This window comes from Chromobacterium haemolyticum, from assembly GCF_002081825.1.
GTDB classification, from domain to species: Bacteria; Pseudomonadota; Gammaproteobacteria; order Burkholderiales; family Chromobacteriaceae; genus Chromobacterium; species Chromobacterium fluminis.
The window spans coordinates 119,932-138,861 of sequence record NZ_MUKU01000004.1 but is presented as its reverse complement, the minus strand read 5'-3'; the positions used below and the strand labels follow the sequence as shown (position 1 = coordinate 138,861).

Sequence of the window (18,930 nt, the reverse complement as noted above, 5' to 3'; positions counted from 1 at the left end):
CGCATCTGGAGTAGCCGACGGGTGGCGGGGCACGCATCTTTATAGCGCAAAACGGCGATGCCGGCGCAAGGCTTGGCCGCGAGGCGCGGCAAACGCTACAATCAAGCCCTCATTACACCGTATTACCAAGGACGCATCATGCGCGCATCGCAGTTTTTCATTTCCACCCTGAAGGAAGCCCCCGCCGACGCGGACATCGCCAGCCAGAAGCTGATGATGCGCGCCGGCTTCATCCGCAAAGTGGCCGCCGGCATTTACTCCTGGATGCCGATGGGCCTGCGCAGCGTGCGCAAGGTGGAAAACATCGTGCGCGAAGAGATGAACCGCGCGGGCGCGATCGAAGTCAGCCTGCCGGTGGTGCAGCCGGCCGGCTTGTGGCAGGAAACCGGCCGCTGGGACAAAATGGGCGAGGAGCTGCTGCGCTTCAAGGACCGTCACGAGCGCGACTTCGCCTTGCAGCCCACCGCGGAGGAGTTGATCACCGACATCGCCCGCAACGAGCTGCGCAGCTACCGCGCGCTGCCCAAGAATTTCTTCCAGATCCAAACCAAGTTCCGCGACGAGCGCCGCCCGCGCTTCGGCGTGATGCGCGGCCGCGAGTTCACCATGAAGGACGCTTACTCCTTCGATCGCAGCGCGGAAGCCGCCGGCGTCAGCTACGACAATATGTATGCCGCTTACTGCCGCATCTTCGACCGCCTGGGCCTGAGCTACCGCGCCGTTGCCGCCGACACCGGCGCGATCGGCGGCGACCGTTCGCATGAATTCCAGGTGATCGCCGACACCGGCGAGGACGCCATCGTCTATTGTCCGGACTCCGACTACGCCGCCAACATCGAACTGGCCGAAGCCGTGGCGCCGGCCGGCGAGCGCGCGGCCGCCGGCGCGGCCATGACCAAGGTGCATACGCCCAAGGTCAAGACCATCGCCGACTTGGTGGACTTCCTGAAGGTCGACATCAAGCAAACCGTCAAAGCGGTTGTGGTGGACGGCGACGACGATCAGCCTGTGCTGCTGCTGGTGCGCGGCGATCATGAGCTGAACGAGGTCAAGGCCGAGAAAATCGCCGGCATCAAGGCGCCGCTGACCTTCGCCGCCCCCGGCGCGATCAAGGCCGCCTTCGGCGCCAATCCGGGTTCGCTGGGTCCGGTGGGCTTCAAGGGCCGCGTCATCGCCGACCGCACCGTCGCCAAGATGGCCGACATGATTACCGGCGCCAACGAGGACGATCAGCACTATATCGGCGTCAACTTCGGCCGCGATTGCGCGGAGCCGGAAGTGATGGATATCCGCAATGTGGTGGCCGGCGACGCCTCGCCGGACGGCAAGGGCGAGCTGGCGATCCAGCGCGGCATCGAAGTGGGTCATGTCTTCTATTTGGGCACCAAGTATTCGGAAGCGATGAACGCCACCTTCCTGGACGAGGACGGCAAACCCAAACCGTTCGAAATGGGCTGCTACGGCATCGGCGTCACCCGCATCCTGGGCGCGGCCATCGAGCAGAACTTCGACGACAAGGGCATGATCTGGCCGGACGCCATCGCGCCGTTCACCGTGGTGATCTGCCCGGTGGGCTATGACCGCTCCGCCGAGGTGAAGGCCGCCGCCGACGCTTTGTACCAAGGCCTGCTGGCCAAGGGCGTGGACGTGATTCTGGACGACCGCGGCGAACGTCCGGGCGCGATGTTCGCCGATTGGGAGCTGATCGGCGCGCCGCATCGCGTCACCATTGGCGACCGCGGCCTGAAGGAAGGCAAGGTCGAGTACCAGCACCGTCGCGACACGGAAGCCAGCGCGCTGGCCGCGGATGCTATGCTGGAACAAGTGCTAGCCAAACTGGGGCTGTGACCGTCTTATGATCCGATCCGGCATCGTCGTATTGTTGGCCGCGCTGGCAGCGATGCCGGCGTGGGCCGGCGCGCAGAAGGAAGAGGCATTGGCCGCCAACGTCGCTTCCACCATGCGCCGTTCGGTGTCCGACGCCAACGCGCCGCGGCTGGTGTTCGACGACCAGCGCGAAGCCGACGCCTGGCTGGGTGAAATGTCCAGCCGGCTGGCCAAGCGGATTCCGGATAAATGGACGCGGGAGCGCCTGCTCACCGCCATCCATTACGAGGCCACCCGGGCCGGCCTGGACCCGCAACTGGTGCTGGGCCTGATCCAGGTGGAAAGCGGCTTCAACAAGTACGCGATCTCCGGCGCCGGCGCGCGCGGGCTGATGCAGGTGATGCCGTTCTGGGTGCGCAGCATAGGAAACGCGCAGCACAACCTGTTCGATCTCACCACCAATCTGCGCTACGGCTGCACCATTCTGCGTTACTACCTGGATATCGAGCGCGGCAATCTGTTTCGCGCGCTGGGCCGTTACAACGGCAGTCTGGGCCGGGCTGAATATCCCAACCTGGTGATGGGGGCCTGGAAAGGCCGCTGGCATTGGGTGGTGCCGCTGCCGGTGAAAACGGCGGCAGCGGGCGCGGCACCGCCACTGGTGCGCTGAAGCGCGGTTGTAAAAAAACCGGCTTGGAATCCAGGCCGGTTTTTTTTGTCCGCTCAGCGCGGCAAGCTACAGGAGGGCGCGTGCATCTCAATCCTCCTGGGTCTGCAGCATTTTCTTCAGCAAGCGCGCCAGCGTGGCGCGTTCTTCCGCGTCCAGCATCTCGATCAGTTCGGCCTCGGCCGACAGATGATTGCCGACGGCGTCCTCGATCACCTCGAAGCCCTTGGGCGTTAGCGTCACGATCACGCCGCGGCGGTCGGCCGGATCCGGCGAACGGGTCACCAAGCCGGCTTCTTCCAGCCGGTTGATGCGGTTGGTCAGCGCGCCGGAGGAGATCAGCACCATGCCCTGCAGTTGGTTGGGAGACAGCTGGAACGGTTCGCCGCCGCGGCGCAGCGCGGCGAGCACGTCGAACTCGCCGACATTCAGATTGTGGCGCGCCAAATCGTGCAGCACGCGGCGGGTGACGAAGTACTCCATCCGCACAATGCGGCCGACCACTTCGGTGGAGGACGGGTCCAAGTCCGGGCGAACCTCGCGCCACAGGGCGACGATACGGTCAATCTGGTCTGGTGCTTGTTGCATCACTGACGGTTCCTGATGTGTGGGTGACAACTGGATGACTACCGGGCGCAGAGATTAGCACGGCTTGAAGTTAGTTTATCTTCATGTGAAAGAATAGTCCTCAGTCATCACTCGCACCAGCGGGAATCGCGCTTACTGACGCATGCTGACCGCCAGCCGGTTGAAGGCGTTCATCAGGGCGATGGCGAAGCTCAGATCCGCCACTTGCTCCGGACTGAAGTGTTCCTGCAAGGGCAGGTAATGCTGGTCCGGAGCCTGAGTGGCGGCGATGTCGGTCAACGATTCCGCCCATTCCAGCGCCGCACGCTCGCGGGCGCTGTACAACTCGCTGACGCGCCAGCCGGCCAGGGAGTCGATGCGCTCATCGCTTTCCCCCTTGGCGCGCAGGGCCGACGCATGCATTTTCAGGCAAAAGGCGCAGCCGTTGATCTGGGAGACGCGCAGATAAACCAGCTCAATCAAAGGCAGGCCCAGGCTGCTGTGTTGCAAGCTGGACTTGACGCTGGCCAGCCCCTGGTAGGCGGCGGGAGACAGTTGGGTGTAGGGCAGGCGCAGAGACATGGCAATTCCTTTCAAGAGGGAGATCATCACAGCGGAGAGCTGCAAGGCCAGTCTAGGCAAGAATCATTTATGTAAATAGACTTAAAATATCGAATTCAAATTCCAAAAATGAAATCATGCTGGATGATCTGCAGTTATTCGTGAGCATTGTCGATGCCGGCAGCTTGAATGCCTCCGCTCGGCGGCTGGGCGTGCCCACCGCCACCCTCTCGCGTCGCTTGCAGGCGCTGGAGCGTGAGCTGGGCTGTCGTCTATTGCACCGCAGCGCGCGGAGGATGGAGCTGACGGCGGAAGGCGGGCAGTACTACGAACAATGCCGGCCCTTACTGCAATCCCTGAGCCAGGCCGCCGCGTCGCTGGCGGACTCGCTGCATCAGGTTAAGGGTGTGCTGCGGGTGCTGTCGCCGCTGAGCCTGGGCAACGATGTCCTGGTGCCGGTATGGCGGCGGATGCTGAAGGATTACCCGGACTTGCGCCTGGAACTGCATCTGAACAACGCTATCGACGATTTGCTCAGCGGCATGGCGGATGTGGCTTTGAGGGTGGGGGAGCAGCCGGACTCCAGTTTGAACCAGCGGAGACTAGGTTGGGTGCGCACCCTGCTGGTGGCCGCGCCGGCCTATCTGGCGACGCAAGGCGAACCGCGGACGCCGGAGGATCTGGCGCGTCACGCTTTGCTGGTGGCTGAGCCGTTTGAGCGCTGGCATTTGCAGCGGCGGGACGATGGCGCGGCCTGGGAGTTGCCGCCGCCGCGGCTGCGGGTCAACGATATGCTGCTGCCGCGTCGCTTGGCGGAGGCGGGAATGGGCATTGCCGTCTGCCCTCATAGCCTGTGTCATCGCCAGCTGGCGGAAGGCGGTTTGCGGCAGGTTTTGGCCGGCTGGGAAATGCCGGCTAAACCGGTTTACGCGGTGTGGTCGCAACGGCGCTATCCTCCGGCGCGGGTGCGCGTCTTGCTGGATGTTTTGGCGGAGTTTGCCGAGACAGAGCCCTTGCTGTCCCGGCCCGCCGGGATTTAGGGATCAGCTCGGCGTGGGTTCGCCGCGCCGCTTCTTGCCTGGGTGGGGCGGCTTGGGCAGCACGACCTGGCGGGTGCCCGCCAGCCTGTCGTGCAGGAATAGCTTGTCGCGGTCGTAGAACTTCGCCAGGAAGGGAATCAGGCACCAGCTCAGCGCCAGCCACAGAGCCTGCGGCTGGTGGCCGTAGGCCTTGGCCCAGCCGAGATAGGATACCGCCGGCATGCCGACGAACAAGACCAGGCCGATCACGTAGCGCGCCGCCGCCTGTTTCCAGACGATGCCGCCGCCATGAGCGTTGACCAGTTTGATGCGCCAGGTTTTCATTGCCACGGTTTGACCGCCGCGCACCCAGCAGTAGCCGAAATAAGCAAACAGGGCAAGGACCAGGACCGTTTTGAGCAGAGTCTTGAACAGCGTGCCTTGGCCTATCAGCATCTGCAGCGGCGTCAGCACCGCGGTAACGGTGAGCAAGAGCGCGGCGACCAGGAGCAATTCATAGAACAAGCTGGCCAGGCTGCGTTTCAGTGTGGGCGGGGTCAGGGCGGTGGCGTCAGCGGGAGGCATCTTGGGCTTCATGTTGTTGCCGCAGGCGCTGGATGGCCTGCCGGCGTTGTTCGGGCGGCATCTGTTGCAACGCCTTCCAGTTGGCGCGGATCTCGTCCCGCTGCTGCTGGCTCAGTTCGGACCAGGCTTTCAGCTTTTGCTGCACGCGTTGGCGCTGTGCCTCCGGCAACTGTTGGAATTGCGGCACGATGGCCAGCAGGTTTTGTTTTTTATATGGAGCGTAGCGGTCCCACTCCGTGGCCAGCGGCGCCAGAACCTGCTGCTGTTCCGCGCTCAATTGCGCCCAGCGGGGGTTGGCAGGCGGGCTGGCCTTGGTCGCCGGCGCCAGCAGTCCGCTTAGGCACAGGGCGAGCAAGAGGCGGCGGCCGCTATTCATGCAAGCCTCGGCTGAAGTGGGGCTCCAGCAGGGCTTCGAACGGCAGATCCTGCGCCAGCACCGCGGCGTCCACCGCTTCTTCTTCCAGCTGCAAATCTTCCGCCAGCATCATGCCGGCGCCGGTCAACAGCGCGAAGCCCAAAGCCAAGCCGCCGCGGCGGAGCGCCAGCACGTGACGCTGCCCCCATAGGCCCAGCCGCTCGCGTTGCGTAACGGCTCCTGGAGAACTGGTCTCGAAGCGGACCAGCGCGCGCTCGCGCGCCTGGCGCAGCCTGCGTTCCAGCGCGGGGTCGAGATCGGCGCTGGCGTGGTCCAGCACGCGCGATACATGGCCGGGCAGGGGATTGGAAGGTTTCATAGCGTCACTCCCTTTTGCGCGAGGATGGCCGCCAGCGTGTGATTGGCGCGCGAGCAATGGGTTTTCACGCTGCCTTCCGAGCAGCCCATCACGCGCGCGGTAGCGGCAACATCCAGACCTTCCCAATAACGCAGCAGAAACGCCTCGCGTTGACGGGCCGGCAACAGTTGCAGCGAGGACTCGATCAGCACGGCGGTTTCCTTGCGCGCGCACCATTGTTCGGGATTGCTGTGCGCCTCGTCCGCGGCGACGTCCAGCGTTTCAAGCGGATCGAGGCTATCGTCTTCCTCCCGGGTGGGGATCAACGAGGACAGCAGCGTGCTGACGAAACGGCGAGCCTTGCTGCGGCGGTAGAAGTCGCGGATGGTGTTTTGCAGGATGCGCTGGAAGATCAGCGGCAGTTCCGCCGCCGGGGCGTGCGGATAGCGATCCGCCAGTTTCATCATCGAGTCCTGCACGATATCCAATGCGCTGTCTTCATTCTGGACCGCATACCACGCCTGCTTGAAAGCGCGTTTCTCCGCCGACTCCAGAAAGTCGGCCATTTCCTCGCGGCTAGCCATCGGATGAGAGTTTGAGTAGATGCCAACAGAAGATGGTAGCAGAGCGCCGCCGATTCGGCCAAGCCTGATTTTTTTCCTGAATTTACCGAGGCTTAGGGGGATATTGCACCTGCACAAAAGCACTTGACCGGTTTCAAAGCAATACGATAAGGTCGTCCGATACGGGATGAAACTAACGCAAAGACAAAGAGGCGATATGCAGATATCGGGCGCGGAAGCGGTTGTCCGCTGCCTGCAGGAAGAAGGTGTCGAGTTTGTTTTCGGCTACCCCGGCGGCGCGGTGCTGGAAATTTACGATGCCATTTTCCGGCAGGACAAATTCAAACATGTGCTGGTGAGGCATGAGCAGGCGGCGGTGCATGCCGCCGACGCCTACTCCCGTTCCAGCGACAAGGTGGGCGTGGCCCTGGTCACTTCCGGTCCCGGCGCGACCAATGCCGTGACCGGCATTGCCACCGCCTATATGGACTCCATCCCCATGGTGGTGCTGTCCGGCCAGGTGCCGTCCCCGGCCATCGGCCTGGACGCATTTCAGGAAGTGGACATGGTGGGCATTACCCGCCCGTGCGTGAAGCACAACTTCTTGGTCAAGGATGTGAACGAGATCGCCGCCACCATCAAGAAGGCGTTCTACATCGCCAAGAGCGGCCGTCCCGGCCCGGTGGTGGTGGACATCCCCAAGGACATCACTCAGCACCGCACGGATTTCCAATACCCGGAAAGCGTGCATATCCGTTCCTATGTGCCGGCTACTCGCGGCCACCCGGGGCAGATCAAGAAAGCGGTGAACCTGCTGTTGGAAGCCAAACGCCCCTTTGTTTACGTGGGCGGCGGCGCGGTGCAGGGCAATGCCGCGGGCGAAGTCACCGAACTGGTCAAATCGCTGGGTCTGCCGTGTACCAACACCCTGATGGGCCTGGGCGCCTATCCGGGGTCAGATCCGCAGTTCCTCGGCATGCTGGGCATGCACGGCACCTATGAAGCCAATATGGCGATGCAGTACTGCGACGTGTTGGTGGCCATAGGCGCGCGTTTTGACGACCGCGTGATCAGCGTGCCGTCGCATTTCCTCAGCCAGCCCAAGAAGATTATCCACATCGACGTGGATCCGTCCTCCATCTCCAAACGGGTGAAGGCGGACATCCCCATCGTCGGCGACGTCAAGCATGTGCTGAAAGACATGCTGGACCTCCTTAAGCAATCCGGCCAGAAGCCGGACGCTCAAGCCCTGGCCGGCTGGTGGAAGCAGATCGGAGAATGGCGCAGCCACAACAGTTTGCTGTACACACCGTCCAGCGAGCTGATCAAGCCGCAGTTCGTGGTGGAGAAACTGTACGAAATCACCGGCGGCAAGGCTATCGTCACTTCCGACGTGGGCCAGCATCAGATGTGGGCGGCGCAGTATTACAAGTTCGACAGCCCCAAACAGTGGCTGAACTCCGGCGGCCTCGGCACCATGGGCTTCGGCCTGCCGGCCGCGATGGGCGCGCAGATGGCCAATCCGGACGCCACCGTCGCCTGCATCACCGGCGAAGGCTCGATCCAGATGAATATTCAGGAACTGTCCACCTGCAAGCAATACCATACCCCGGTGAAGGTAGTGGCGCTGAACAACCGCTACCTGGGCATGGTGCGCCAGTGGCAGCAGTTCTTCTACGGCACGCGCTATTCCGAATCCTATATGGACGCGCTGCCGGACTTCGTCAAAATCGCCGAGGCTTACGGTCATATCGGCTTCAAGGTGGAAGACCCCGCCGACGTGGAGCCGGTATTGAAGGAGGCGTTCAGCCAGAAGCTGAAGGAGCGCCTGGTATTCCTGGATTTCCGTACCGACCAGTCCGAGAACGTGTTCCCGATGGTGCAGAACGGCAAGGGTCTGGACCAGATGGACCTGCCCGCGCACATGAGCGAGGTGCAGAGCGTGCCTTTCGAGAACAACCGTGACTACGGCAATATGTGTTGAGGCCAGCCGGTATGCGACATATCCTATCCATTCTTCTGGAAAACGAAGCGGGCGCATTGTCCCGCGTGGTGGGCCTGTTTTCGGCCCGTGCCTACAACATTGATTCGCTGACAGTGTCCACGACCGAGGACCCGACGCTGTCGCGCATGACTATCGTCACTCACGGTTCCGACGAAGTCATCGAGCAGATCACCAAGCAGCTCAACAAGCTGATCGAGGTGGTCAAGGTGATAGACCTCAATGAATCCGAACACATCGAGCGCGAGCTGATGCTGATCAAGGTCCGCGCCACTGGCAAGGACCGCGAGGAGATGAAGCGCATGGCCGACATCTTCCGCGGACGCATCATCGACGTGACGGAAAAGACTTACACCATCGAGCTGACCGGTACGAGCGAAAAGCTCGGCGCCTTCATCGAGGCGGTGGACCGCACAGTGATCCTGGAAACGGTCCGTACCGGCGCATCCGGCATTGGTCGGGGTGAGCGGGTTCTGAAAATCTGAAGCAGGCGGGCGCCGGCCGGAGGCCGGACCGCCCAAACAAACGATATCAAGGATTGCAAATGAAAGTTTTCTACGACAAAGACGCTGACCTCTCCATCATCAAGGGCAAGAAAGTCGCCATCATCGGCTACGGTTCCCAGGGCCACGCCCATGCGCAGAACCTGAAAGACTCCGGCGTGGACGTCGTGGTGGGCCTGCGCAAGGACGGCGCTTCCTGGAAGAAGGCGGAAGCGGCCGGCCACAAGGTCAAGGAAGTGGCCGAGGCGGTGAAGAAAGCCGACGTGGTGATGATTCTGCTGCCGGACGAGTCGCAGCCGGACGTCTACAGCAAGGACATCGCGCCCAACCTGAAGAAGGGCGCGGCGCTGGCCTTCGCTCACGGTTTCAATATCCATTACAACCAGATCGTGCCGCCGGCTGACGTCGACGTGATCATGGTGGCGCCGAAAGGCCCGGGCCACACCGTGCGCTCCGAATACCTGAAGGGCGGCGGCGTGCCGACCCTGATCGCGGTTTATCAGGACAAATCCGGCAAGGCCCGCGATGTGGCGTTGTCCTATGCGGCGGCCAACGGCGGCACCAAGGGCGGCGTGATCGAGACCAATTTCCGCGAGGAAACCGAGACCGATCTGTTCGGCGAGCAGGCCGTGCTGTGTGGTGGCGCGGTGGAACTGGTCAAGGCCGGTTTCGAAACGCTGGTGGAAGCCGGCTACGCGCCGGAAATGGCCTACTTCGAGTGCTTGCACGAGCTGAAGCTGATTGTCGACCTGATGTACGAGGGCGGCATCGCCAATATGAACTACTCGATCTCCAATAATGCGGAGTACGGCGAGTATGTGACCGGCCCGGAAGTGGTGACTTCCGCCACCAAGGACGCGATGAAGAAGGCGCTGTACCGCATCCAGTCCGGCGAATACGCCAAGATGTTCATCTTGGAAGGGAAGACCAACTATCCGAGCATGACCGCGCGTCGCCGTTTGACCGCCGATCACCCGATCGAGAAAGTCGGCGCCGAACTGCGCGCGATGATGCCGTGGATCGCCAAGAACAAGCTGGTGGACCAGTCCAAGAACTGATCTGTCGGTTTGATCTGGCGGCATGGAAAAGCCGGGCGTCGCGCCCGGCTTTTCTCATGCTGTCTCCACATCCGGCTCAGTGGCTGGGAAACGCCGGCGTTGCGCCGGCTTGCCAAACGGCGGTGATCAGGCTCTGCAAGTTGAACATGCTGCTGTAGAAGCTGCCCGGCATCTGCTGATTGGCTTGTGCGGTGTTGAAGCCGGTTTGCAACTCGGACATGAAGGCGCGAAAGCCGTCCTGAAGCTGGCGCTGTGCCATTGCCTGCTCAGCCAACTGCTGTTTGTCGGGGTGGGGAATCAGCGGATAGGTAGCGGGAATCCAGGGGTTGGACCCCAGGCGCAGCAGGTCGAGGATCAGGTTGAATTTCAAAAAGTGGCTTTGCGACGGGTCGAAGTCGCTGGGATCGTAAGCTGTTGGACTCTCCGCCGGCGCTTGATCGCATGGAGGGATTTCCTCGGTGGAGCGATTGCCTTCACCTTGCTTGACGATGGCCTGCATCGCCGCCAGTGCTTGGTCCAGGGTGTTGATGGTCTGGCTGAAGCCGTGGCCTTGTTGGTTTTTCTGCGTGTAGTCTGTGAAATTGGCCTGCTGTTTGGTATTGGCGGCGGCGCCGACATAGAGGTCTTTCCACTGCAAGGGTACGGCAATTTCCAGCGCCTGATACAGCTCGCCTATCGAGTTGTATCGTGTTTGTTTGTGCCAGTCCGGTTTGCCGGGGGGCTCGGGTAGCTCGATCACACAGAACAGCTTCAGCTGGTTGATGTCCAGCGGCCCTAGTTTGACTTGGTAGCCCGCGTATTTCGGCGGCACATCGGGTTTGAGGAAGGGGATGCCCTCAGCCGCTTCATAGGTGGGGAAGGGGTATTGGGGCGAATAGCCCAGCGCATTGCACAGATTGGAAATCAGTTCCAAGTGCAGCATTTCCTGGATTACCACGCTTTCGATCAGTTTGGCGGTGGTGGGATAAGCCTGCTGATTGCCGGAGTTCAAGCCCTGAATCGAATACAGGGTGGTCAGGTAGAGCGGAATGGTCCACAGCTCCACATCCACTGCGGCCTGCAGGTTGTCGTAAAGCTCTTGCTTGCTCCAGCTTGCTGGATTGTGGATGGTTTTGCGCAAAACATCGGTGATATGCATCGTTGCCTTCTCCGTAGGATGAATGCCGGTTCGGCGCTGAATGCCGAGGGCATCTTTTCATTTTTGGATAGGCAATCGATGATTCCTACGCGATAGTTATTTTTACGTAGGAAAGGGTTTGGGCGGACAAAAATAAAACGCGGCGTCGAGCCGCGTTTTTTATGGGGAGGGCGAGCTCGGTTCAGTCCGCCATTGCCTCGCCCATGCGCACCGCGCCAGCGGCTTGCCAGGCGGAGTTGAAGCTCAGCGGGCCTTGAGGGAACAGCAAGACCACGGTGGAACCCAGCAGGAAGCGACCCATCTCCTCCCCCTTGGCCAGGCGGATGTCTTGATCGCTGTAATCCCAGTGGCGGATTTGCCCCGGCCGAGGAGGGTTGATCACGCCGTGCCAGACGGTGGCCATGCTGCCGACGATGGTGGCGCCCACCAGCACCAGAGCGAAGGGCTGGCCGTCTTGTCCCTCGAACAGGCAGACCACGCGCTCATTGCGAGCGAACAAGCGGTCCACGCCGCGGGCGGTGGCCGGGTTGACCGAATACAGCTCGCCCGGCACATAGCTCATCCGCAGCAGGCGTCCGGCGCAAGGCATATGGATGCGATGGTAATCGCGCGGGCTCAGGTAGATGGTGGCGAAATGGCCGTCGTCGAAACGGCGCGCCCACTCGGCGTCGCCGGCCAGCAGCGCTTGGGCCGAGTAGCTGCGGCCCTTGGCCTGGAAGATCTGTCCCTGTTCTACGCGGCCGAACTGGCTGATCGCGCCGTCCACCGGGCAGACCAGCCGTTCGCTCGCCAGCGGGCGGGCGTCGGCGCGCAAGGCGCGAGTGAAGAAGGCGTTGAAACTGGCGTAGGCCGCGGGGTCGCTGGCGGCGGCTTCGCTCATGTCCACTTTATAGCGGGCAATGAAGCGACGGATGATCCATTGCGTCAGGCTGCCGCCTTCCCAGTTGGCGATGCAGCCCGCGAACCGGGTCATGGCCAGCTTGGGCATCAGATGTTGCAACAGCACGAACAGGCGTTCGGACACTGGTTTGTCCTCGATCAATCAGACTAAACCCAAGATTATAACCGATCTATCGGTGTCTGATCGTCTGTGCGTCGCTTAAATAATAATCAGTTTTCGAATGAAAATGGACATAATGTCCGATTTATGGCGCTTGGACATGGTGTGTGACGTTTTAATCACAGATTTGAACATGCAGATTTGACTTTGTGTCTTGGTTGCCGGTAGGCTGAATCAAAATTTGCTGCGGGAGCACATGATGCAATTGGACATTGAACGCTTGATTGCGGATTTCGGCGGGCCGGGACAGCTGGCCGAAGATCTGAATCGCTTGTTCGCCGATGAGCCGGTGACTCGGGCGGCGATATACAAATGGAGAGAACGCGGCAGCCTGCCATTGGCCCAGCTCAACAAGCTGGCGGTGATGGCGGCCAGCCAGGGTAAACGCTTCGATTTCAACGATTATCTGATCGGCGTCGGGACAGGCGCGGAAATGGCAATGCAGGGACCAGGGAGAAACAGCCAGATGGGCAATCGTCTGTATATATTCGACACCACCTTGCGCGACGGCGAGCAATCGCCGGGCGCATCGATGACCAAGGAAGAAAAGATCCGGATTGCCCGCCAGCTGGAACGTCTGGGCGTGGATATCATCGAAGCGGGTTTCGCCGCCGCCAGCCCGGGCGACGCCGACGCCATCCACGCCATCGCGGAAGTGATCAAGGATTCCACCGTCTGTAGCCTGGCCCGCGCCAACGAGCGCGATGTCCGCGCCGCGGGCGAAGCGATCAAGCCGGCGGCGCGCGGCCGCATCCACACCTTCATCGCCACCAGCCCCATCCATATGGAGAAGAAGCTGCGCATGAGTCCGGACGAAGTGGTGGCGGCGGCGGTGGCGGCGGTGAAGATCGCCCGCGAATACACCGACGACGTGGAATTTTCCGCCGAAGACGCGCTGCGCTCGGACATCAATTTCCTGGCGCGCATCTTCGGCGAAGTGATCAAGGCCGGCGCCACCACCTTGAACGTGCCGGACACCGTCGGCTATGCGGTGCCCTTCATCACCGAAGCCTTCTTCCGCGAACTGATCGCTAAAACGCCGGGCGGCGACACGGTGATCTGGTCCGCCCATTGCCATAACGATCTGGGCATGGCGGTGGCCAATAGCCTGGCGGCGGTGCTGGGCGGCGCGCGTCAGGTGGAATGCACCATCAACGGCCTGGGCGAGCGCGCCGGCAATGCCAGCCTGGAAGAGGTGGTGATGGCGGTGCGCACACGCAAGGATATCTTCGCGCTGGAAACCGGCATCGACGCCACCCAGATCGTGCCGGCATCCAAGCTGGTGTCCACGGTGACCGGCTACCCTGTACAGCCCAACAAGGCCATTGTCGGCGCCAACGCCTTCGCCCACGAGTCCGGCATCCATCAGGACGGCGTGCTCAAACATCGCGAAACTTACGAGATCATGTCTGCCGAATCGGTGGGCTGGAGCACCAACCGTCTGACTCTGGGCAAGTTGTCCGGCCGCAACGCCTTCAAGACCAAGTTGATCGAACTGGGCATTGTGCTGGACAGCGAGGAAGCGCTGAACGCCGCCTTCGCGCGTTTTAAAGAGCTGGCGGACCGCAAGCGCGAGATTTTCGACGAAGACCTGCACGCGCTGGTGTCGGATGAATTCAGCACCGGCCGCGAAGAGGATTACAAGCTGGTGTCCTTGAAAATCGCCACCGAAACCGGCGAAGCGCCGGTGGCCTCCATCGTGTTTCTGGCCCACGGCGAAGAGCGTCGCGCCCAGTCCAGCGGTTCCGGCCCGGTGGATGCCGCCTTCAAGGCGATTGAAAGCGTGGCCGCCAGCGGCGCGGAGTTGGAGCTGTACTCGGTGAACGCCATCACCAAGGGCACTGAATCCCAGGGCGAGGTGACGGTACGCCTGGCGCGCGATGGCCGCATCGTCAGCGGCCAGGGCGCGGACACCGACATTATCGTGTCTTCGGCCAAGGCCTACCTGTCCGCATTGAACAAATTGATGAACCAGGAGCAAAAGCTGAACGCGCAAGCGCTGGTATGAGGTTTTCCGGCCGAGGCGGTCAGCGCGACGCGTCGTCGACAAGGTTTTCCATCCCGTCCTTGTCGGCGCGCAGTCAGCGCTAGACCGCCCGGCCCAGGGAGTTCACTTTATCGAGTGTGAAGTCCATAAGGCCCACAAGGCCGCCCCATTTGGCCCCGGCTCACAAGGCCGCGTGGCGGACTGCCGACCCATGAGGTCGGCGTCGTTGCGCGGCAGAGCCGGGGTTTTTTGCGTTTTACGCGCGGACGGGCCGGCGCTAGACTGCCAGCTCTCTACTATCCATTACGGAAAGCGTCCATGTCCGCAGCCTTCTTCATCACCGGCACCGATACCGAAATCGGCAAGACCCACGTCGCCGTGCAATTGATCCGCCAATGGCAGGCCGAAGGCAAGCGCGTGCTGGCGATGAAACCGGTGGCTTCCGGCTGCGAACTGCTGGCCGACGGCAGCTGGTGGAACGACGACGTGGCGCGGTTGACCGCAGCCACCGGGCAATCTGATCTGGATCTGATGAATCCTTATCGATTCCTACCGCCGGTGTCGCCGCATATCGCCGCGAGCGAGGCCGGCGTGGACATCCGGCTGGACGTGATCGTCGACCATTACCAGCAATTGGCCGCCTGCGCCGACGTGGTGGTGGTGGAGGCGGCGGGGGGCTGGTTGGCCCCGCTGTCCGACCAACTGTTCATGGCCGATATGGCCAAAGCCCTCCAATTGCCGGTGATTCTGGTGGTGGGGATGCGGCTGGGCTGCATCAACCACGCCTTGCTGACCGCGCGCGCGGTACTGGACGCCGGCCTGCCCTTGGCCGGCTGGGTGGCCAATCGAGTGGTGCCGCAACAACAGGCTTACGAGCAGAACCTGGAAACCCTGCAAAGGCACATGCCGGCGCCGTTATTGCTGGAAGTGCCCTATCTGGCGGGCGAATCCAACTGAGCCGCCGCGCGCGGGGCGGAGCGAGCCGGGATTTGCATACGTAATATTTTATTGCGTTGCCGCAAGACATTTTCTTGTTTTCCTTGACCTTTTTTTCTAGCATGCCATTAACCGGTCATGAAAATAGACCGGACCAGTCAGCACCATTTCATGTCAGTTGAGGATTTCTAGGGGGGCTCCATGTCCTGTATGCGCGTCCTTTGCTGTTGGCTGCCGATATCCTGCGCGTCAGCGGCCGAGTTGAATCTGCAAGCCCCTGTCACTCCCATTGCCCGCCAGCAATACGATCTGCATACCATGCTGCTGCTGATCACCTGCGTTATTTTCGCGCTGGTGTTTCTGGTGATGATGTACGCCATCGTCCGCCATCGCAAAGCCGCCGGCCACCAGGCCAAGCACTTCCATGAAAACACCACGGTGGAAATCATCTGGACGGTGATCCCGCTGCTGATCCTGATCGGCATGGCCTGGCCGGCCACCAAGGCGGTGTTGGCGCAGAAGGGCACGCGCGGCGAGGACATGACGGTCAAGGTCACCGGCTATCAATGGAAGTGGCGCTACGACTACTTGGACGATAATTTCGGCTTCATGAGCCACTTGTCCACGCCGCGCGAGGCCATCGCCAACACCGCGGCCAAGCCGGTCAACTATCTGCTGGAAGTGGACGAGCCGCTGGTGGTGCCCACCGGCAAGAAAGTGCGGCTGCTGTTGACCGCCAACGACGTGATCCACTCTTGGTGGGTGCCGCAATTGGGCGTCAAGCAGGATGCGATTCCCGGTTTTCTGCGCGACAGCTGGTTCCGCATAGACAAGCCCGGCACGTATCGCGGTCAGTGTTCCGAGTTGTGCGGCAAGGACCACGGCTACATGCCCATCGTGGTGGAAGCCAAGACGCCGGACGACTACGCCAAGTGGCTGGAAGCCAAGAAAAAGCAGATGGCGGCGGCGGCGGATGATCCCAACAAAGTGTGGACGCTGGCCGATTTGAAAGCCCGCGGTGAAAAAGTCTACGCCCAGAACTGCGTCGCCTGTCACCAGGCCAACGGTAAGGGCCTGCCCGGCGCTTTCCCGGCGCTGGATGGCTCCAAGATAGCCACTGCGGACAAGCCGGCGCACATCCACATCGTCTTGTTTGGCAGCCAGAAGAACCCGGCGATGCAAGCCTGGGGCAAGCAGCTGTCCGATACCGACATCGCCGCCGTGATCACCTATGAGCGCAACGCCTGGGGCAACCACACCGGCGAGTTGGTGCAGCCCAAAGAGATCAAGACGGCCCGCGGCGCCACCGGCTGAGCCCGGGACCGGCGGCGAACCCATGCAAGGAGAGCGATATGGCAATTGTCGATGACGCCGGCCATGCCGGGCACGCGCCGGGGCACCATGAGCGCCCGCGCGGGATCATGCGCTGGCTGGCGGCCACCAACCACAAGGACATCGGCTCGATGTATCTGTGGTTCTCCTTCATCATGTTTCTGTCGGGTGGAGTGATGGCGTTGTGCATTCGCGCCGAGCTGTTTCAGCCTGGCCTGCAGTTCTTCCAGCCTGAGCTGTTCAATCAGTTCACCACCTTACACGGCCTGATCATGGTGTTTGGCGCCATCATGCCGGCCTTCACCGGCCTGGCCAACTGGATGCTGCCGCTGATGATAGGCGCACCGGACATGGCCTTCGCCCGGATGAACAACTGGAGCTTTTGGCTGCTGCCGCCGGCGGCGCTGCTGCTCTTGTTGTCCTTCATCGTGCCCGGCGGCGCGGCGGCGGCCGGCTGGACGCTGTACGCGCCGCTGTCCACCCAGATGGGCATGGGCATGGACATGACCATCTTCGCCATCCACATCATGGGCGTTAGCTCCATCATGGGCTCGATCAACATCATCGTCACCATTCTCAACCTGCGCGCGCCGGGCATGACCATGATGAGGATGCCCATGTTCGCCTGGGCCTCGCTGATCACCGCCTACCTGATCATCGCGGTGATGCCGGTGCTGGCCGGCGTGGTCACCATGGTGTTGACCGACCGTCACTTCGGCACCCATTTCTTCAACGCCGCCGGCGGCGGCGACCCCATACTCTATCAGCACGTGTTCTGGTTCTTCGGCCACCCCGAGGTCTACATCATGGCGTTGCCGGCTTTCGGCATCGTCAGCCAGGTGATACCCACTTTCGCCCGCAAGCCCTTGTTCGGCTACGCCTCCATGGTCTACGCCACCTCCAGCATCGGCATCCTGTCCTTCATGGTGTGGGCGCACCATATGTTCGCCACCGGCATGCCGGCCACCGCTCAACTGTTCTTCATGTACGCGACCATGCTGATCGCGGTGCCCACAGGGGTCAAAGTCTTCAACTGGGTGGCCACCATGTGGGAGGGCAGCATGAGCTTTGAAACCCCCATGCTGTTCGCCATCGGCTTCATTCTGCTGTTCACCATCGGCGGCCTGTCCGGCGTCACTCTCAGCGTGGCGGCGGTGGATATCCAACTGCACGCCAGCTACTACGTGGTTGCCCATTTCCATTACGTGCTGGTGGCCGGGGCGCTGTTCAGCCTGTTCTCCGCCATCTATTACTGGTTCCCCAAGATGACGGGCAAGATGTACCACGAGGGCCTGGGCAAGCTGCACTTCTGGTGGTCCTTGTTGTGGTTCAACGTCACCTTCTTTCCCATGCATTTCCTCGGTCTCGCCGGCATGCCGCGGCGGATTCCCGACTACGCGCTGCAGTTCACCGAATTCAACCAGCTGGCCAGCATCGGCGCCTTCATGTTCGGTTTCGGGCAATTGATCTTCCTGTTCAATATTTTGCGTTCGCTGCGCCACGGCAAGCCCGCGCCGCAGCATCCATGGGAAGGCGCCAATACGCTGGAGTGGGTGATTCCGACCCCGGCCCCCTACCACAGCTTCGTGGAGGCGCCGCAGTTGGAAGTGATCGAGAACGGCGTTGTGGTGTCCAGCACCGGCGGCCAGCACCACTGAGAACGATGCCATGGAAGCCGCCGCCAAGCAGGGACGCAGCAATCGCCAACTGATGAAGAAGCTGGCGGTGGTGGCCTTGTTGATGTTCGTTTTCGCCTGGGGCTTGATCCCGCTGTACAAGGTTGTGTGCGAAGTCACCGGTCTCAACGACGTGGTCAAGGCGGACAGCCTGGACGATGTGGCGAGTGGCGGCGCGGCGGCGCACGAGGTGGACATGACTTTCGACGCCACGGTCCAGGCCGGCCTGCCGTGGCAGGTGCGGCCGCTGCAAACTCGGCTCAAGGTGAAGCCCGGCCAGTTTGTGCAGGTGGAGTATGAAATCACCAACGCCAGCGGCCAGCGGGTGGTGGGGCAGGCGATTCCGCGCTATCTGCCCGCCGCCGCCGGCGAGTACGTCAAGAAGCTGGAGTGCTTCTGTTTCCGCCAGCAGGCCTTCGCGCCCGGCGAAACCAGGCGCTTTCCAGTGGTGTTCGTCGTCGACAAGCGTTTGCCGGCCTCAATAGACAGCATCACGCTGGCCTATACCGTGTTTGACGTGCCGGGCAATGCGGGAGCGGGCTCATGAGAGCGTGGCAAGGAGTACTGGCGGTGTTGTCCGCCTTTTTCGGCGTGCGCCGCAAGGCGGACGCGCGAGAGGACAGCAAGCTGTCGCCGTTGCAGTTGATACTGACCGCGTTGTTGCTGGCGGCCACGTTTATTGGAGTGTTGCTCTTGGTGGTGCGGCTGGCCACGTCCTAATCAGTGTGCAGGGAGT

Annotated in this window: 20 protein-coding genes; 12 read left to right on the top strand and 8 right to left on the bottom strand. The window is 61.8% G+C overall.

The genetic code is table 11. The features are described from left to right. Positions 1–138 precede the first annotated feature (138 nt). Both B0T39_RS04100 and B0T39_RS04095 read left to right on the top strand, forming a co-directional pair. Entirely contained in the window at positions 139–1,848 is a 1,710-nt protein-coding gene (locus tag B0T39_RS04100; protein WP_081544987.1) for a proline--tRNA ligase, read from the top strand. Positions 1,849–1,855: 7 nt separating this feature from the next. Next, entirely contained in the window at positions 1,856–2,497 is a 642-nt protein-coding gene (locus B0T39_RS04095; RefSeq protein ID WP_081544925.1) for a lytic transglycosylase domain-containing protein, read from the top strand. An 87-nt stretch (positions 2,498–2,584) separates the two neighbouring features. Here the strand turns inward: B0T39_RS04095 and B0T39_RS04090 are convergent, their stop codons facing one another. Next, positions 2,585–3,082 carry a MarR family winged helix-turn-helix transcriptional regulator gene (locus B0T39_RS04090; RefSeq protein WP_043589515.1) on the bottom strand — a complete coding sequence of 166 codons (498 nt, stop codon included), beginning with the start codon at positions 3,080–3,082 and terminating at the stop codon, positions 2,585–2,587. A gap of 132 nt (positions 3,083–3,214) precedes the next feature. Next, positions 3,215–3,643, bottom strand: coding sequence for a carboxymuconolactone decarboxylase family protein (locus B0T39_RS04085; protein ID WP_081544924.1), 429 nt, complete (start codon positions 3,641–3,643; stop codon positions 3,215–3,217). Positions 3,644–3,759: 116 nt separating this feature from the next. On the opposite strand from B0T39_RS04085, the gene B0T39_RS04080 reads away from it, so the two are divergent. Continuing rightward, a complete protein-coding gene (locus tag B0T39_RS04080; RefSeq protein ID WP_081544923.1) occupies positions 3,760–4,662 on the top strand; it encodes a LysR family transcriptional regulator in 903 nt (300 codons plus the stop codon). 3 nt (positions 4,663–4,665) lie between these two features. Here B0T39_RS04080 and B0T39_RS04075 read toward each other — a convergent pair whose 3' ends face one another. From B0T39_RS04075 to B0T39_RS04060, 4 genes are read right to left on the bottom strand one after another with little or no spacing between them, the layout of a single operon-like run. Next, on the bottom strand, positions 4,666–5,226 hold the full coding sequence (locus B0T39_RS04075) for an RDD family protein (RefSeq protein ID WP_081544922.1): 561 nt from the start codon (positions 5,224–5,226) through the stop codon (positions 4,666–4,668). After that, entirely contained in the window at positions 5,213–5,602 is a 390-nt protein-coding gene (locus B0T39_RS04070; protein ID WP_043589520.1) for a DUF3106 domain-containing protein, read from the bottom strand. Before B0T39_RS04070 ends, B0T39_RS04075 begins: the two co-directional genes overlap by 14 nt. Then, positions 5,595–5,960, bottom strand: coding sequence for a DUF3619 family protein (locus tag B0T39_RS04065; protein WP_081544921.1), 366 nt, complete (start codon positions 5,958–5,960; stop codon positions 5,595–5,597). The genes B0T39_RS04070 and B0T39_RS04065 overlap by 8 nt, the downstream gene beginning before the upstream one ends. Further along, on the bottom strand, positions 5,957–6,523 hold the full coding sequence (locus B0T39_RS04060; RefSeq protein WP_019102164.1) for an RNA polymerase sigma factor: 567 nt from the start codon (positions 6,521–6,523) through the stop codon (positions 5,957–5,959). Before B0T39_RS04060 ends, B0T39_RS04065 begins: the two co-directional genes overlap by 4 nt. A gap of 196 nt (positions 6,524–6,719) precedes the next feature. On the opposite strand from B0T39_RS04060, the gene ilvB reads away from it, so the two are divergent. Genes ilvB through ilvC form a run of 3 tightly spaced genes read left to right on the top strand, consistent with a single transcriptional unit; the run spans position 6,720 to position 10,065 of the window. Then, the gene (ilvB, locus tag B0T39_RS04055; protein WP_081544920.1) at positions 6,720–8,486 is read left to right on the top strand and encodes a biosynthetic-type acetolactate synthase large subunit; all 1,767 of its coding nucleotides are present in this window, start codon (positions 6,720–6,722) and stop codon (positions 8,484–8,486) included. An 11-nt stretch (positions 8,487–8,497) separates the two neighbouring features. Then, positions 8,498–8,989 carry an acetolactate synthase small subunit gene (gene ilvN, locus B0T39_RS04050; protein WP_019101853.1) on the top strand — a complete coding sequence of 164 codons (492 nt, stop codon included), beginning with the start codon at positions 8,498–8,500 and terminating at the stop codon, positions 8,987–8,989. Positions 8,990–9,048: 59 nt separating this feature from the next. Next, complete coding sequence (gene ilvC, locus B0T39_RS04045) at positions 9,049–10,065, top strand: ketol-acid reductoisomerase (protein WP_043589528.1); 1,017 nt, start codon at positions 9,049–9,051, stop codon at positions 10,063–10,065. A 76-nt stretch (positions 10,066–10,141) separates the two neighbouring features. Here the strand turns inward: ilvC and B0T39_RS04040 are convergent, their stop codons facing one another. After that, positions 10,142–11,203, bottom strand: coding sequence for a ferritin-like domain-containing protein (locus B0T39_RS04040; RefSeq protein WP_081544919.1), 1,062 nt, complete (start codon positions 11,201–11,203; stop codon positions 10,142–10,144). Positions 11,204–11,384: 181 nt separating this feature from the next. Continuing rightward, on the bottom strand, positions 11,385–12,227 hold the full coding sequence (asd, locus tag B0T39_RS04035) for an archaetidylserine decarboxylase (RefSeq protein WP_043636836.1): 843 nt from the start codon (positions 12,225–12,227) through the stop codon (positions 11,385–11,387). Between the two features lie 235 nt (positions 12,228–12,462). Between asd and B0T39_RS04030 the strand changes: the two genes are divergently transcribed. From B0T39_RS04030 to B0T39_RS04005, 6 genes are all read left to right on the top strand, one after another. Beyond that, positions 12,463–14,271, top strand: a complete 1,809-nt coding sequence (locus B0T39_RS04030) for a 2-isopropylmalate synthase (protein ID WP_081544986.1) — start codon at positions 12,463–12,465, stop codon at positions 14,269–14,271. 297 nt (positions 14,272–14,568) lie between these two features. Then, on the top strand, positions 14,569–15,207 hold the full coding sequence (gene bioD / locus B0T39_RS04025) for a dethiobiotin synthase (protein ID WP_081544918.1): 639 nt from the start codon (positions 14,569–14,571) through the stop codon (positions 15,205–15,207). A gap of 240 nt (positions 15,208–15,447) precedes the next feature. After that, on the top strand, positions 15,448–16,500 hold the full coding sequence (gene coxB, locus B0T39_RS04020) for a cytochrome c oxidase subunit II (RefSeq protein ID WP_254894484.1): 1,053 nt from the start codon (positions 15,448–15,450) through the stop codon (positions 16,498–16,500). Between the two features lie 38 nt (positions 16,501–16,538). Then, a complete protein-coding gene (gene ctaD / locus B0T39_RS04015) occupies positions 16,539–18,176 on the top strand; it encodes a cytochrome c oxidase subunit I (protein ID WP_081544916.1) in 1,638 nt (545 codons plus the stop codon). A gap of 10 nt (positions 18,177–18,186) precedes the next feature. Beyond that, positions 18,187–18,741, top strand: coding sequence for a cytochrome c oxidase assembly protein (locus B0T39_RS04010; protein WP_081544915.1), 555 nt, complete (start codon positions 18,187–18,189; stop codon positions 18,739–18,741). Further along, entirely contained in the window at positions 18,738–18,914 is a 177-nt protein-coding gene (locus tag B0T39_RS04005) for a DUF2970 domain-containing protein (RefSeq protein WP_081544914.1), read from the top strand. The genes B0T39_RS04010 and B0T39_RS04005 overlap by 4 nt, the downstream gene beginning before the upstream one ends. Positions 18,915–18,930: the final 16 nt, after the last annotated feature.

Excerpts from the sequence above, each read along its gene's own strand:
- bioD (WP_081544918.1), top strand. The coding sequence starts at position 14,569 with ATGTCCGCAGCCTTCTTCATCACCGGCACCGATACCGAAATCGGCAAG.
- ilvN (WP_019101853.1), top strand. The coding sequence starts at position 8,498 with ATGCGACATATCCTATCCATTCTTCTGGAAAACGAAGCGGGCGCATTG.
- B0T39_RS04085 (WP_081544924.1), bottom strand. The coding sequence starts at position 3,643 with ATGTCTCTGCGCCTGCCCTACACCCAACTGTCTCCCGCCGCCTACCAG.
- B0T39_RS04060 (WP_019102164.1), bottom strand. The coding sequence starts at position 6,523 with ATGGCTAGCCGCGAGGAAATGGCCGACTTTCTGGAGTCGGCGGAGAAA.
- B0T39_RS04095 (WP_081544925.1), top strand. The coding sequence starts at position 1,856 with ATGATCCGATCCGGCATCGTCGTATTGTTGGCCGCGCTGGCAGCGATG.
- B0T39_RS04090 (WP_043589515.1), bottom strand. The coding sequence starts at position 3,082 with ATGCAACAAGCACCAGACCAGATTGACCGTATCGTCGCCCTGTGGCGC.
- B0T39_RS04065 (WP_081544921.1), bottom strand. The coding sequence starts at position 5,960 with ATGAAACCTTCCAATCCCCTGCCCGGCCATGTATCGCGCGTGCTGGAC.
- B0T39_RS04100 (WP_081544987.1), top strand. The coding sequence starts at position 139 with ATGCGCGCATCGCAGTTTTTCATTTCCACCCTGAAGGAAGCCCCCGCC.
- ctaD (WP_081544916.1), top strand. The coding sequence starts at position 16,539 with ATGGCAATTGTCGATGACGCCGGCCATGCCGGGCACGCGCCGGGGCAC.
- ilvC (WP_043589528.1), top strand. The coding sequence starts at position 9,049 with ATGAAAGTTTTCTACGACAAAGACGCTGACCTCTCCATCATCAAGGGC.
- ilvB (WP_081544920.1), top strand. The coding sequence starts at position 6,720 with ATGCAGATATCGGGCGCGGAAGCGGTTGTCCGCTGCCTGCAGGAAGAA.
- B0T39_RS04010 (WP_081544915.1), top strand. The coding sequence starts at position 18,187 with ATGGAAGCCGCCGCCAAGCAGGGACGCAGCAATCGCCAACTGATGAAG.
- B0T39_RS04070 (WP_043589520.1), bottom strand. The coding sequence starts at position 5,602 with ATGAATAGCGGCCGCCGCCTCTTGCTCGCCCTGTGCCTAAGCGGACTG.
- B0T39_RS04005 (WP_081544914.1), top strand. The coding sequence starts at position 18,738 with ATGAGAGCGTGGCAAGGAGTACTGGCGGTGTTGTCCGCCTTTTTCGGC.
- B0T39_RS04080 (WP_081544923.1), top strand. The coding sequence starts at position 3,760 with ATGCTGGATGATCTGCAGTTATTCGTGAGCATTGTCGATGCCGGCAGC.
- B0T39_RS04040 (WP_081544919.1), bottom strand. The coding sequence starts at position 11,203 with ATGCATATCACCGATGTTTTGCGCAAAACCATCCACAATCCAGCAAGC.
- B0T39_RS04030 (WP_081544986.1), top strand. The coding sequence starts at position 12,463 with ATGCAATTGGACATTGAACGCTTGATTGCGGATTTCGGCGGGCCGGGA.
- B0T39_RS04075 (WP_081544922.1), bottom strand. The coding sequence starts at position 5,226 with ATGCCTCCCGCTGACGCCACCGCCCTGACCCCGCCCACACTGAAACGC.